Raw genomic sequence first — 13,843 nt, forward strand, 5'->3', positions numbered from 1 at the left:
CGGTAATTTTAACCGAGTCGCACCAAATCGATGGAAAGAGGGGCAATGCCGGATTTTACGCGGGAACAGCAACTGGGCGGACGTGTCGCCGGTGTAGATGAAGTGGGGCGTGGCCCACTGGCTGGTCCTGTCGTTGCAGCCGCTGTTGTGTTTGCTGCCGGTGTGCCGGCAGATCTGGCTGCCGTTATTGATGATTCCAAAAAATTGAAGTCCGCAGTGCGTGAGGCAATTGCTGCCCGCCTGCCCACCGTGCCCGGCATTGAAATTGGTCTGGGTGCGGCCTCAACGGCTGAAATTGATTCCCTGAATATCCATCACGCGGCCCATCTGGCCATGCAGCGCGCCGTGGCGCGCTTGCCGCGTCTGCCAGACCATGTGCTGGTGGACGGGAACAAGAAGCCTGATTTCGGGTGTCGCACCGATGCCGTCGTGGGCGGTGACAGGTTAAGCCTGTCTATTGCCGCGGCCTCCATCGTCGCCAAAGTGGTGCGTGACCGCATCATGGCCCGACTTGATACACGCTGGCCTGCCTATGGGTGGGAGAAAAATGCGGGCTACGGCACCGCTGCCCATCGACTGGCGCTGACTACAACGGGGATTACCCCACACCATCGCAAAACCTTCGGCACTGTGCGCCGGCAAATTGAACATTTCTATACGGAGGGCCGGGCATGAGCGGCGCAAAATCAATGAGCATGGAACTGCCTCTGGACCAGATTCTGCGTGGCGAATGTGTAGAAACAATGCGCACCCTGCCGTCAGGTTCCGTTGATTGCGTGTTTGCTGACCCGCCATACAATCTACAGTTGCGTGGGGAACTGCGCCGCCCGGATGATTCTTTGGTGGATGGCGTGGATGATGATTGGGATAAGTTTTCTGACCTTCAGGAATATGACCGCTTTACCCGTGCGTGGCTGACAGAGGCGCGGCGTGTGCTGCACAAAGATGGGACCATCTGGGTTATTGGTTCGTACCACAATATTTTTCGTATCGGGGCTATTCTGCAGGAACTTGGCTTCTGGATTTTGAATGATATTGTCTGGCGCAAGTCAAACCCGATGCCGAATTTTCGCGGTCGGCGCTTTACCAATGCGCATGAAACCCTGATCTGGGCCGCCCGAAGCGAAGATAGCCGCTACCGCTTTAACTATCAGGCCATGAAGGCGCTGAATGATGATGTTCAGATGCGGTCTGACTGGTATTTGCCGCTGTGCACAGGCAATGAGCGTCTGCGTAATGAACATGGTCTGAAACTGCACCCAACGCAGAAGCCTGAAAGCCTGCTGCACCGCGTTCTGCTGGCATCTACTACTGTGGACGATGTGGTTCTCGATCCCTTCACCGGTTCCGGTACCACACCGGCTATGGCCCGCAGACTGCGTCGCCGCTTTATCGGGATTGAGCGTCATCCGGATTATGTGGAGGCGGCCTTGAAGCGTGTCGCAAGCGAAACACCGCTGGCGGATGATGCTGTTGTTACGACGCAGGATAAACGGGAAGCGCCTCGTGTGCCGTTTGGCAGTCTGGTTGAGCAAGGGTTGCTGCCGGTCGGCACGGCATTGTGTGACAAAAAACAGCGGGTCAATGCGACAGTCTCACCAGACGGAACGTTGGTCAGTGGCTCGAAGCGCGGCTCTATTCACAAACTGGGTGCGCAGTTGACGAATGCGCCATCATGCAACGGATGGACCTTCTGGCATTTTGAACGCAATGGCGAATTGCTGCCGCTTGATGTGTTGCGGCAGGAAAGCCTGGAGCGCGCGAAAAATATTGTGCCGGAGACAGTGACCAAAGCTGCTGCGGTTGGGTGAGTTTTAAGTCAAAGGCCTAACGAAAAAAGCCGCCTGATGAGGGCGGCTTTTTTTATGGCATAGTGAACTGGTTTGACAGCGGAGGGCTGTTAGGTCAGCCGCCGCCAAAGCCCAGAAAGCCAACTTCAGGCTGAGGTCTGCCACCACTGGTGTCATACCGGCTGTCACGCGTAACGCTGTTTTTGCCGTGACGCCCCGCGCTGCCGCCGATTGTCAGGTGGCCGCTGCCGTTTTCCATTTTCATGCTGCGGGTTTCAGTCGCAACATCCGTGCGGGGACGATCGTCCGCGCCTCGGAGCGACAGCAGAAGGAACGTGATCGGATTACGGTTTAGGTCAATGGACATTTCCAGCGGCGTCTGGCCCAGAACGTTCCGGCTGTTCAGATCAGCGCCACGGTTTACCGATTCCTTGGCAGCACTGATGCTACCGCGGTTAATGGCTTCAAACAGGGCTGCCGTTGGCTCCATATCCGTGTTGGCATGTTCGCCATCGTCATCTTCTATGCCATTGGCACCCGGCACCGCAGCCGGAGGGGCCGCGCGCTTGGCATCCTTGGCGGCCTGCGCTTTTTGTGCCGCTTCTTCAGCTTCGGCCTGAGCTTCCTGCTCACGCGCAGACTGGGCCCAGCTTGTGGCCGGATAGGCAAGAGCCAGAAAACTGCTGCATGCCATGGCAGCCGGAATAATGCGGAACAAACGGGTCATGTTCTGTCCATACAGGAAACGTCACGTACAAATTACCATACTGGCGGGGTTGCGGGAAGGACAACCCGGTCAGCTTCGTCCTTCTCTCCACCATCCGGCAAATAGCAGGGCCAGAGACAGGCAGAGCATGGCCCATACAGGCAGAAGCGGCGTTGCGCTGCGGCCCGTCACGACATGCGCATTTCTATGTGGGAATGCAAACCAGTTTGCACCGTGCAGGGTGTTTCCATCCGCTAACTGAAGCTTGGGCACAGAAGGGGCGGAGGGCGTGTCACCCGCCCACAGAATACCGCCGCCAGTAGCCGTTACGATTGCATCCACTTTACTGGCTGTGGCCCGCACATCACTGAATTCCTGCGGGTTTGGTGGCGTTGGGGCCGCGAAGGCTTTGTGTGTCCCATCATCCACCTGCCAGATACCGGGCTGCTCGGCTGCCATGCGGGCGGTTGTCATGCCGGTCTGGCTATCATCTGTTTGTGGAGCAGTGGCTGGTCGGTCTTTTCCTTCAGGCTGTGTTGAAGCAACCGTATGAAGGGGCAGCGATGTGGTTTTGCCGTCAGGTGCTGTAACGGTTACGGTGCGCGGCGCTTCTGACGCCGTACTGCGACGTGTAACGGTCAGCTCCCCGCCGGAAATTGCGGCATTGAGCTGTTCATCTTCCAGTTCTGGTTCTTTCATCAACCAATGTGAAATACGGCGCAGCAATTCAGCCTGCGGTCCTCCGCCACCTTCCCCACGAGACCAAAGCCAAATCTGGTCTGACAGCAGTAATGCCACACGGCCCTGCTCAACATGATCAAGCACCAGCAGCGGGGCGTTGTCAGGGCCGCTCATTAACGTATTGCCGTGTGTGGTGTCGGGCTTCAGGGCACGGTACCATGGGCCCCATTGTCCGGGTACGGTCAGGGCATTGGTATCCGCTCCCGTTTGTGGTGCGCCCGGAAGGGCCGCAGTTACAGGGTGCCGACGTCCCTCCGCAGTCAGGTGTGGACGAAAGCGCTGCTCAATCATACCGTTTTCAAGCGGTACATGGGCGGGCAGAATGTCCCCCACCGGCGTATCCTGCAGGGTGCCGGGGCCGACAAATTCTGGCCCGGCGGTCAGCAGAAGGCCGCCACCTTTGCGCACAAAATTGGCAATATTGTTCAGATAGGCATGCGGCAGAATATTCTGGTTTTCAAATCCATCCAGAATGATCAGATCAAACTGATTGATTTTTTCCTGAAACAATTCCCGCACAGGGAAGGCAATCAGCGCCAGATCAGACAGCGGGGTGCCGTCGTCTTTGTCCGGTGGCCGCAAAATGGTGAAGTGAATCAGGTCTACGGACGGGTCAGCCTTAAGCAGACGCCGCCACACTCGTTCACCTTGATTCGGGGTGCCGGAAATCAGCAACACACGCAGACGGTCGCGAATGCCCGTCATGCGGGTAATGGTCTGGTTGTTCAGTTGTGAAACTTCACCTTCAAGCGGTGAGACAGCCAGGCTGACCAGCATTTGCCCGGGGTGAGAGACAGGCAGTGAGATATCCTGCGGCGCACCTGTCGTTACCGGAATGGAGACAGGCTCATCACCATTCACGCGCAAAGTCACGTCCGCATGGGTGCCTGCGCGGGTTCCGGGGCCGGAATCATCAATTTGCACCCGTAATTTGGCCGGTTGCCCCACAATGGCATAGGGCGGTGCTTGCAGAATGCGTAGTTGCCGGTCGGTTTCTTCCCCTTTTGCTGTCAGCAATACATGCAGGGGCAGATGTGCCTTGCCGTCATTTTGTGCCGTTGGGGTCAGTCGTTCAGGGACATCTGTTGGGATATCAGCTATCTGCCCGTCCGTGAGCATGACGGCCCCCGCAAACTGGTCTGGCGGAATGTCTGCGGCAGCCTGATCAAGTGCTTCAAACAGTCGCGTGCCATTATGCCCGGAATTACGCACGGTGACGGTGCGCAGGTTCAGTCCATCGGTATGGGCTTGCTCGATAGCGTGCGTGGCTTGCCGGGCGATGTCTGCGCGTTGGCCAATGGTCATGGAGGGAGATTGATCAACCAGCAGGAGTGCTGTTTCCGGCAGAACATGCCAGCTTTCATGCAGCCGTTGCGGGCCAGAGAGCCATACCAGTAAGGACGCAAGTGCCAGCAACCTGAAGATGGCCCCCTTCGTGCGACGAAGGAGCGCCAGAACACAAAGGCCAACCGCCACAAGGCCAAGCAGTGCCAGAAGCCAGAGCGGAACAAGCGGAGCAAAGCCAAAGGCCTGCGATATATGGGTTAGCATGGGCATTATTCCCCCAGCCGCTTCAGCAACATGGGCACATGCACCTGATCTGCTTTGTAATTCCCTGTCAGAGCATAAATCACGGCATTGACACCAAACCGATAGGCCAGTTGCCGTTGGTCCGCTCCTTCAGGAATAACGGCGAACGGCGTGTTGCCGCTGTCATCAACCGCCCAGGCGTGCGCCCAGTCTGCCGAACCGATAATAACCGGACTGACATCGTCATTTTCCGCTTCGCCTTCACGCGCCACCCAGACAGGCTGGCCTGCATAGCGGCCGGGAAAATCGTGCAGCATGTAAAAGGTGTGGGCCAGCAGATGATGGTCTGTCATGGGGGCAAGGGGAGGAATAGGCAAACCGCTGGTGACGCGGCGTAAGGCTGAACGGGTGCCGGGTGCATCGCCAGCAAAACTGCCGTTAGCGTTTTCGTCTTGCTGGCTGGCTGAATCCTGCCCCTGCGTATCAATCAGCAGAATACCCCCATGTGCCATAAAGCCAGTCAGTGCCGCTGTCTGTGCAGCGGTTGGGCTGGCATCGGGCGTAATGGGCCAGTAAAGCAGGGGGTAGTAGCTAAGGTCGTCCTGACCCGGCCTGACCCCATCAGGGTGGCCCAGTTTGGCCGATGTCCGGGCGTTGGCGTAGTCAGACAATCCCTGCAAGCCCTGACGGGATACGGCATCAACGTCGTCATGGCCCGTCAGCACATAAGCCAACCGTGTCTCTAACGCAGCGCCGGGCACAGATGGTGCGGCTGCGGAGGTGGTTGGGGCTGGTGGCGTGACCGTACTGGCGGGCTGATTGCCTGTTGAAGGCATAGTTTGCTGCCCAATCTTAGCGGATGGGCCGTGCTGCTCGGGCTCGGCGTGCACGTAACCGGCGGCCAACGTGGACGAGAGCAGGAGAGCGATGGACAGTGCCTGCTTGGGTCTGTGCTGGCTTTTCCCAAATGAAAATCCAGACCGCATAAGCAAAACCAGCGCAGCATCCAGCAACAGCAGCATAGCAGCCGCAATCAGGCAGTAGCGACCAAGTGGTGTATCCGGCCTGCGCCCAGCGGGGTTTGTCAGCGTGCCAACAGGGACGGCAGGAGCCATATGGTTGAGTTGCGTGCCAGCGTTCAGGGCGCGCCGTGCGGCCCGTGGGCCATACAGACCGGGAGGGTGAGCGGGGGAAACAGGCGTATTAGCAAATGCGCTGGCTTTCAGCCCACGTGCAGAAGGCGGGGGCGGGCCAAGCACGCCTTCACCATCCAGCGTCATGACCGGTATAAGCATGCTGTCATCGGCAGGGATGCTCACACCATTCGCGTGGTCTGTCAGCCTTTGCAGCATGGCCACAAATAGCCCCGACAGGGGAAGATTAGACCAGTCAGCTGTGCTGCTGATGTGAAACAGCACGATATCCCCTTTCCCCAAGGAAGAGTGAGTAACAAGCGGTGTGCCATCTGCCAGTTTGGCCCAGCTATGGTCGGCAAGGTTTGCTGCCGGACTGGCCAGAACCTGCCGGGAAATGGTGACGTCAGCCGGAATGGGAAGGCCGTGGAAGGGAGAGTTGGTGTCAAACGGAGCCAGCTTCTGGGGGGCTCCCCACGTCATGGTGCCGCCAAGTTGACGCGAGCCATCCAGCAGGGCCACCGGTAGCAGGTTATCTGTTGGGTCTGACGGCGTTGATTGGTCCGTCTGTTCCTGCGTTGTTGCCTGTGCATCAGTCGTGTCGTGATGTGCACCTGCCAGAGCAGGGCCGGCAAAGCGGATCAACGTGCCACCATTTTTGACCCATTCCGTTATTTTTTTGCGGAGGGCGGGGTCGGTGAGGGTACCATCTGGCGCAATAATAATTGAAAGGGGTTGCGCCAGCAGGGCAGCCCCTGTGCCTTCATGCAGATCAGCCGTAGGTGCCAGAGCCCGCCGCAGATAAAATAGCGGTCCAATAAGGGGGGTATCTGCCGCGCCTGATGTCATTAATCCAACAGGGCGCAGGCGATCGCCCTCGTCAAGCGACACGGTCGCTGCAGGGCCAGAGGGTGATGTCAGAGCAATCTGGTCAATCCGGTTTCGCACTGTGTTAGGCAGATCAACTGGCACGTCGGCACTGCTTGCACCAGCAGGCAGCGTGACGGGTACAACCGCTAGTGTTCCCCCATCCTGCGTATGGACCCGGACGGTAAAGGCGCGGGGAGATGTGGGGTCAGGCAATGCGACAAGGCGCGCCAGAATGGAACCGCTATGCGGCGGCGCGGGCACCAGTGCGGCAACCGGGTTTTCCGTAAAACGGATTTCCTGCACTTTGCCAAAGCGTCGTAATGCTGTGGCAAATGCGGCATCCCCAGACGATGCTACTCCGTTGGCCAGATAGAACACAGACCCGATATCAGCAGGGGGATGGGCTTCCAGTCGCTGTGCTGTGGCGGCTCGGTCAGTTCCCCAGGGTTGGGGATGCAAAGCGGTAAGATCTTGCAGGACAGCGTTGGTATCACGCGGGGTCAGCGTATTCTGATCGATAGCCGTTTCACCCACAGCAGCGGTGCGAAGCAGGATTATCCGCCGATGAGCATGGGCCGCATCTTCCACAATACTGCGGGCGGTTGCCATGCGTTGGGCCCAGCTTGAGGCCGCAAGCATATCATCATCAACAACCAGCAGCATTGTGCCGTGATCGGTGCTTTGAACACGGTCACCGGGCAACACCGGGTGGGCAAGGCCCAGAACCAGAAGGCAGACAGCAGCCAGCCGCACAAGAAGCAGCCAAAGAGGCGAGCGCGCAACATCGCTTTCGCGAGCCCGAAGCTGACGCAAAATCTGGATAGGGGGGAAGCGCTGGGGGCGGGCAGCAGGCGGCGTGGCTTTCAGAAGCCACCAGACCAGAGGCAGCGTCAGCAGGCCGAGCAATGCCAGCGGGGTTAGAAAAATGATCATATGCGTATGCCCCTGTGCAGGGGGCCAAGCTTCCCACCTATTTTTTCGTGCAGGTTGAGCAGCGTTGGTAACGGTGCATCCTGCGTGCAATGCAAGGTCAGGTCATGACCATGCTGCGCAGCCTGACTTGCCAGAAAGCTGTCGCGGCCAGCCACAAGGGCTTCATAATCTGGTCGCAATGTCTGCACATGCGGCAGGTCGATGGGGCTTTCGTGCTCCAATCCCTCAAATGCCACGCGCCCGTTATAGGGCAACGCACGTTCTGCCGGATCAGCTACCTGAATGAGATGCGCCCTTACAGGGCGTCCGGCAAGATGGTTGAGGCAGGTCGTAAGTGTCTGATCAGGGCACAGAAAATCACTGGCTATCAGCAGGTGCGCACGGCGCGGAACCAGTTCAGCGGGAGGAAGGGGCTGAAACTCTGTCGTGGTACCATCTGCTGCGGTGGGGGATGCCGCAAGATGCGCAAAACCAAGAGCCAGACGTTCAAGCCGGGTGCAGTTGCTGGGGAGAGCTGCCATCCCGGAGGGGGTGAGCAGACGCACCCGTTCGCCGTTACGCAGAAACAGCCCAGCCATACTGAGCAGCAACAAGATGGCCCGTTCCTGCTTGAATGGAAGCGCGGAAGAGGAACGCCAGTTCATTGAGGGCGAAAGATCGCACCAGAGCACAATGGTCTGGGCTGATTCGGCCTCTGTCTCGCGCACATAAGCATGGGTGCTTCGGGCTGACTGCCGCCAGTCTATGTGGTTGGAGGGCTCACCCGGCTGGGCTTGCCTGTATTGCCAGAATGTATCACCCCACCCGGCGCGGCGTTGGCCATGCTGCCCCGCATAAAGCGTCGCCGCGATATGGTCTGCCTGCACCACCAATTCCGGCAGGCGTGCGACCAGCGATGCAGCCTGATGGGCAGCGGTCAGGGAGGAAGGTCCCGCTTGTTCTTCTTGCTGCCCAAAAGCAAAAGCCGAAGCGCTTTGGCTGGGGGCGCGATCATGAGCAGGACTAGACCGTCTGGTCAGGCGATGCAGCAGGGCGGAGGGTGAAAAGGCAGACCGAGCCAAGGCGTCTAGCCTAGCCGATTGATCAGCCGGGTGATCACGTCTTCCAGATGCACACCTTCTGCACGGGCCGAGAACGTCAATGCCATACGGTGGGCAAGAACAGGCCGGGCAAGCGCTACAACATCGTCCAGACTGGGTGACAGCCGCCCATCCAGCAACGCACGGGCACGGGTTGCCAGCATAAGCGCCTGTGCCGCGCGCGGACCAGGGCCCCAGGCAATCTGATTGGCCAGTGTTTTATCTGGCGTTGTTTCAGGGCGTGCGGCCCGCACAAGCGCCAGAATGGCGTCCACAATTTTTTCACCAACCGGCAGGGTGCGTACCAGTGCTTGTGCGGCAATCAGGTTTTCAGCCGTCATGATCTGCTGCGGGGCAGACTGGTCTGCACCCGTTGTGGCCAGCAGCATGGTGCGTTCGGCTTCAGCATCGGGGAAGGTGAGGGGGATCTGAAGCATGAAGCGGTCAAGCTGCGCTTCAGGCAGGGGGTATGTGCCTTCCTGCTCAAGCGGGTTCTGCGTTGCCAGAACATGGAACGGGTGTGGCAGTTCATGGTCCGCACCCGCTACGGCCACCCGGCGTTCCTGCATGGCCTGAAGCAGGGCAGACTGGGTGCGGGGGCTGGCACGGTTGATTTCATCGGCCATAAGCAACTGACAGAAAACCGGGCCGGGCACAAAGCGGAAGCTGCGGCGGCCGGTCGTGTCTTCATCTAGGATTTCGCTACCCGTGATATCAGACGGCATCAGGTCCGGGGTAAACTGCACGCGGCGGGCATCAAGCCCCAACACGGTGCCAAGTGTTGTGACCAGCAGTGTTTTACCCAGACCGGGTGCGCCCACCAGCAGGGCATGGCCGCCTGCCAGAATGGCGGTCAGGGTCTGGTTGATTACCTTGCCCTGCCCAAAAATAATGCGGGATGTTTCCTGCTGCACGGCCTGCAGGTGCTCACAAAGCCGGTCGGCTTCGCGCACATCGGGCTGGGTCAGGGCGGGCTGGGGCTGTGTGTCTGATGCGGTCATGGGTCCAGTCTGTGCAGATACAGGGCTTACATCAAGCGGGGTATGATCCCTATATCATTCTCCACGCAGTGAAACAGTCATAACAGGATTATCTGTCAGTGCATGATGAAGGCCCACTCCACGAAAGCGCGTTTCCATGCCCTTCCGCCAGTGCGGAGACCGCCCATGGTGACGGAGAGCCCAGAAAACTGCCATTTTTAATCCGTCGGGATGGTGTGTGGCTGTATCGGGGTACGCCGATAAACCGTAAAACCATGATGTGTCTGTTTAGCTCCATGCTGACCAGAGACAAAAACGGCGGTTATCTGCTGCGCACACCGTTTGAGACCGGGTATATTGAGGTTGAGGACGTGCCTTTTCTGGCAGTAGAGTTGGACTGGAAGGGGTGCGGCCGTATGCAGCGCCTGTGTTTCCGCACAAATGTGGACGAACCCGTTGTTGCCAGCCGTGAACACCCGATTCGCGCAATCTGGGACGTACCGCCCGATGCCTGTGGTGACGGAGGCTGCCCGCCCTATCTGCTGGTCAGGCAGGGAGATGGCTCCTACCCGGTGGAAGCGCGTCTTTCCCGTTCTGTCTGGTATGAACTGGCGGCTCTGGCGGAACCCGGTTCGTGCAACGGCGTGCCGTGCATGGGGGTGTGGAGTTGTGACTGTTTTTTTCCGCTGGCGCGATTGTGTGCTGAAAGCAAAATTGCGTGAAAGCTGACAATACGCTCTTCCAGAACAAAGGGAGCAAAGGGCTGACGGCAGCGCAGAGACAGGCGCTTGACCAAATATGGAGCATCTTCCCCGAAGCCAGACTGGTGGGCGGTGTGGTGCGTGACCTGCTGATGCAGCGCCCTGTGGCGGATGTTGACCTCGCCACCCCGGAACCGCCAGAACGCGTGCTTGACTTGCTGGTGCAGGCAGGAGTGAAAGCTGTGCCCACCGGGCTGTCACATGGTACGATTACGGCTGTTATTGCCTCGGCACCGTATGAAATCACGACCTTGCGGCGCGATACGGAAACAGATGGTCGCCATGCTGTTGTCAGTTGGACTACGGACTGGCGTGAAGATGCCGCCCGCCGGGATTTCACCATCAACGCCATGTCACGCGACAAGGATGGTGGTCTGCACGATTATTTCGGGGGACAGAATGATCTGACGCAGGGGCTGGTCCGCTTTGTTGGGGACGCTACAACCCGGATAGAAGAAGACGCGTTACGCATTCTGCGCTTTTTTCGCTTTCAGGGGCGCTATGGCGCAGGGATGCCAGACAGTCAGGCCATGCAGGCGATCACCCGGCATGGTGATCTGCTGACGCTATTATCGGTTGAGCGTGTCTGGTCAGAACTGCAACGTATTCTGACCGGGCCGAGCGCGATTAGCCAGATTGTGCTGATGGACCAGTGCGGCGTCTTGAGCCGTCTGTTGCCAGAGGGCGCGGATGTTCAACGGTTTACATCGTTGGTGCAGGCCGGTGCGCCTGCCAATGCGCCGTTACGTTTGGCGGCTTTGGCTCGCGGAAACAAGACCATCTTGGCCCGTCGTCTCAAACTGTCAAAAGCCGAAGAAGCATTTTTGGTCGCGGTCTCCAGCGGGAGTGTTCCGTCGGTGGAAGCAACGGATGATGCCCTGCGTCGCCTGCTTGCACAGGAACCCGCAGAAAGTCTGATAGGCCGTGTCTGGCTGGCGCAGGCTGATAGGGGTGCAGATAGAACTGGCAAAAACATAAATGCGGCAGATACGCCGGAAGGTGATGATACTACCGGGTACGAGGCACTCCGGGCCAGACTGGCGGCCATGCCGCGGCCAGTGTTTCCGTTGGCAGGGCGGGATGTTCTGGCCGCAGGTCACCCCTCCGGACCTGACGTTGGGAAAGTGCTTCAGAAAGTCCAGGACTGGTGGATGCAAAATGGCTGCACGGCCAGCCGCGATGCGTGCCTTGCACAGCTTTCCGCGGCTTTAAGTGAAAATTTAGAGTAGAAAAAACAGAGCCTCTCTTTTACGGCGCGGCGTGAGACTGGTAGAGGGACGGGCATGACGTCTTCTCATCCGGCTCGCCCCCAGCCTGCACAGGCTTCTTCTGACCCGACTTCTGCTACCGTAAAGTCCGCGCCGCCAGCGTCTGCTGCCGTACGGCCGGAAGAAGCGGCGGTGTCCGCGCCAGTGAAAGGGAAGAAGCAGAAGACCCTGCTGCCTGATGATACCCGCGTCCTGTTGACCCGTTTGTGGCGTGATCAGGTGCGGCTGCATCCGGGGCGGATTACGGCTGTTATTGCGTTGACCGTTCTGACCGCTGCCCTGACAGCCCTGTATCCTCTGGTTATTCAGCGGGCGCTGGATATGTTCTCGGCCCATGATTCGCGCATTCTGTATCAGGTGCCGCTGCTGGTGGTGTTGATTACGGTCGCCAAGGCGTTGTCTCAATACGCGCAGACGCTTGCATCACAAGGGCTGGTTCTGGTGGTCATTCGTGGTTTGCAAGGTGAGATGTTTGATCATCTGGTGCAGACGGATATCACCCGCATTGAACGTGAACCGCCTGCCAAACTGGCAGCCCGATTTACCACGGACGCAGTCTCCATCCGCGAAGCCATGATCCGCGCGGTCAATTCCTTAGGGGATGTTGTGACTGTTGTGGGACTGATTGCCTCCATGTTCTATATGGATTGGGAACTTAGCCTGATTGCGGGTCTGTTATACCCGATTGCCGCCGTGCCAATTCAGAAGTTGGGCAAGCGTGTGCGCCGTGCGTCTGGCGGTATGCAGGAAAGAATCGGGGAAACGGCTGCGTTCCTGACGGAAAGTTTTGCACAGGCGCGGACCGTGCGCGTGTACCGTATGGAAGACCGTGAAAAAGCACGGGCATCCCTGTCGTTTGATCATCTTTACAGCGCCATGTTGCGCATTACTCGTGGCCGCGCGCGCGTTGACCCGTTGCTTGAAGCTTTGGGTGGGTCTGCGGTGGCTGCCGTGCTTGGTTTTGCCGGATGGCGTGCGGCCATGGGTGGCGCGACGTTGGGCGATTTTTCCGGCTTTGTGGCGGCCCTTTTACTTGCGGCAAGGCCCTTGCGAGCCTTGGGGGCGTTGAACGCAGCGTTGCAGGAAGGTCTGGCTGGCCTTGTGCGCGTGTTTGATGTGATTGATGAAAAACCGGCTGTAACAGAGCAAGCCAATGCTGTGCCATTGCCACCGGGCCATGGGCATCTGGTGTTTGAAAATGTCGGCTTTGTTTACCCAGATGGGCGGGTTGGACTAAATGGGTTGAGTTTCGAAGTCTCACCCGGACAGACCGTGGCCCTTGTCGGCCTATCCGGCGCTGGAAAATCGACTGCTTTGTCGCTCATTCCGCGCCTGCATGATGTTACATCCGGTCGTATTCTGCTGGATGGGGAGGATCTGCGACACCTGACGCTGGAAAGCCTGCGGGATGCGATCGCCTATGTCAGTCAGGACCCTTTGCTGTTTGATTATTCAGTGTGGGACAACATTCAGATTGGCAAACCAGGCGCATCGCAGGATGATGTGCAGCAGGCCGCCCGTGCTGCCGCAGCCGAGGCCTTTATCGAAGCCCTGCCTGATGGGTATCAGACAGTTGTAGGACCCGGCGGGCAGCGTCTTTCAGGTGGTCAACGGCAGCGTGTGGCGCTGGCTCGGGCGTTGGTGCGTGACCCACGCCTGCTGCTGCTGGATGAAGCAACCAGTGCGCTGGATAGCGAGAACGAAGCCGCAGTGCAGGATGCATTGGCCCAGATGCGGCATACCCGCACCACCATTATTGTGGCGCATCGTCTGTCCACAGTACGGTCAGCCGATCTGGTGGTGGTTATGCGTGAAGGGTGTGCGGTTGAGTGCGGATCCCATGACGAGCTTATGGCGCAGGATGGACTTTATGCCCGGTTGGTGCGCACACAGGGTCTGGACCGCTAGGCGTCGTTTTATAGAAAAGTTTTTTATAAAAGCCGGGTAAGTCTGTTGGCTGTCTGGCTTTTTTATTGTCGCAAACCGGCCTGCGTCTGGAAAAACAGGCGCGGGAAGCGTGATGCCTGCTTGATGCGGTCTCATGATCGTGTC

Annotated in this window: 10 protein-coding genes; 5 read left to right on the top strand and 5 right to left on the bottom strand. The window is 58.6% G+C overall.

Features of this window, described 5'->3' with window-relative positions:
• Positions 1-30 precede the first annotated feature (30 nt).
• Both Abin_RS06060 and Abin_RS06065 read left to right on the top strand, forming a co-directional pair.
• Entirely contained in the window at positions 31-675 is a 645-nt protein-coding gene (locus tag Abin_RS06060; protein WP_174766816.1) for a ribonuclease HII, read from the top strand.
• A complete protein-coding gene (locus Abin_RS06065) occupies positions 672-1,811 on the top strand; it encodes a site-specific DNA-methyltransferase (protein ID WP_048845434.1) in 1,140 nt (379 codons plus the stop codon). Before Abin_RS06060 ends, Abin_RS06065 begins: the two co-directional genes overlap by 4 nt.
• 94 nt (positions 1,812-1,905) lie before the next feature.
• Here the strand turns inward: Abin_RS06065 and Abin_RS06070 are convergent, their stop codons facing one another.
• The 5 genes from Abin_RS06070 to Abin_RS06090 all read right to left on the bottom strand — a co-directional run bounded on the left by Abin_RS06070 (position 1,906) and on the right by Abin_RS06090 (position 9,783).
• Entirely contained in the window at positions 1,906-2,517 is a 612-nt protein-coding gene (locus tag Abin_RS06070) for an ankyrin repeat domain-containing protein (RefSeq protein ID WP_052948172.1), read from the bottom strand.
• A gap of 69 nt (positions 2,518-2,586) precedes the next feature.
• Complete coding sequence (locus Abin_RS06075) at positions 2,587-4,788, bottom strand: hypothetical protein (protein ID WP_084593495.1); 2,202 nt, start codon at positions 4,786-4,788, stop codon at positions 2,587-2,589.
• A gap of 5 nt (positions 4,789-4,793) precedes the next feature.
• Complete coding sequence (locus tag Abin_RS06080; protein WP_048845514.1) at positions 4,794-7,700, bottom strand: DUF4159 domain-containing protein; 2,907 nt, start codon at positions 7,698-7,700, stop codon at positions 4,794-4,796.
• The gene (locus Abin_RS06085) at positions 7,700-8,764 is read right to left on the bottom strand and encodes a DUF58 domain-containing protein (protein ID WP_084593485.1); all 1,065 of its coding nucleotides are present in this window, start codon (positions 8,762-8,764) and stop codon (positions 7,700-7,702) included. The genes Abin_RS06080 and Abin_RS06085 overlap by 1 nt, the downstream gene beginning before the upstream one ends.
• Before the next feature lie 5 nt (positions 8,765-8,769).
• Positions 8,770-9,783: an AAA family ATPase gene (locus Abin_RS06090; RefSeq protein ID WP_048845437.1), complete on the bottom strand. Its 1,014-nt coding sequence runs from the start codon at positions 9,781-9,783 to the stop codon at positions 8,770-8,772.
• Positions 9,784-9,971: 188 nt separating this feature from the next.
• On the opposite strand from Abin_RS06090, the gene Abin_RS06095 reads away from it, so the two are divergent.
• Genes Abin_RS06095 through Abin_RS06105 form a run of 3 tightly spaced genes read left to right on the top strand, consistent with a single transcriptional unit; the run spans position 9,972 to position 13,699 of the window.
• A complete protein-coding gene (locus Abin_RS06095; protein ID WP_255319263.1) occupies positions 9,972-10,484 on the top strand; it encodes a DUF1285 domain-containing protein in 513 nt (170 codons plus the stop codon).
• A 41-nt stretch (positions 10,485-10,525) separates the two neighbouring features.
• Positions 10,526-11,752, top strand: coding sequence for a CCA tRNA nucleotidyltransferase (locus Abin_RS06100; RefSeq protein ID WP_048845516.1), 1,227 nt, complete (start codon positions 10,526-10,528; stop codon positions 11,750-11,752).
• Between the two features lie 54 nt (positions 11,753-11,806).
• The gene (locus Abin_RS06105; protein WP_084593487.1) at positions 11,807-13,699 is read left to right on the top strand and encodes an ABC transporter ATP-binding protein; all 1,893 of its coding nucleotides are present in this window, start codon (positions 11,807-11,809) and stop codon (positions 13,697-13,699) included.
• Positions 13,700-13,843 lie beyond the last annotated feature (144 nt).

It is taken from the genome of Acetobacter indonesiensis (genome assembly GCF_000963945.1).
In the GTDB taxonomy this organism is placed as follows: Bacteria; Pseudomonadota; Alphaproteobacteria; order Acetobacterales; family Acetobacteraceae; genus Acetobacter; species Acetobacter indonesiensis.

Bases quoted from the DNA above. Each gene is read 5' to 3' on its own strand.
- Abin_RS06060 (WP_174766816.1), top strand. From the start codon at position 31: ATGGAAAGAGGGGCAATGCCGGATTTTACGCGGGAACAGCAACTGGGC.
- Abin_RS06065 (WP_048845434.1), top strand. From the start codon at position 672: ATGAGCGGCGCAAAATCAATGAGCATGGAACTGCCTCTGGACCAGATT.
- Abin_RS06070 (WP_052948172.1), bottom strand. From the start codon at position 2,517: ATGACCCGTTTGTTCCGCATTATTCCGGCTGCCATGGCATGCAGCAGT.
- Abin_RS06075 (WP_084593495.1), bottom strand. From the start codon at position 4,788: ATGCTAACCCATATATCGCAGGCCTTTGGCTTTGCTCCGCTTGTTCCG.
- Abin_RS06090 (WP_048845437.1), bottom strand. From the start codon at position 9,783: ATGACCGCATCAGACACACAGCCCCAGCCCGCCCTGACCCAGCCCGAT.
- Abin_RS06105 (WP_084593487.1), top strand. From the start codon at position 11,807: ATGACGTCTTCTCATCCGGCTCGCCCCCAGCCTGCACAGGCTTCTTCT.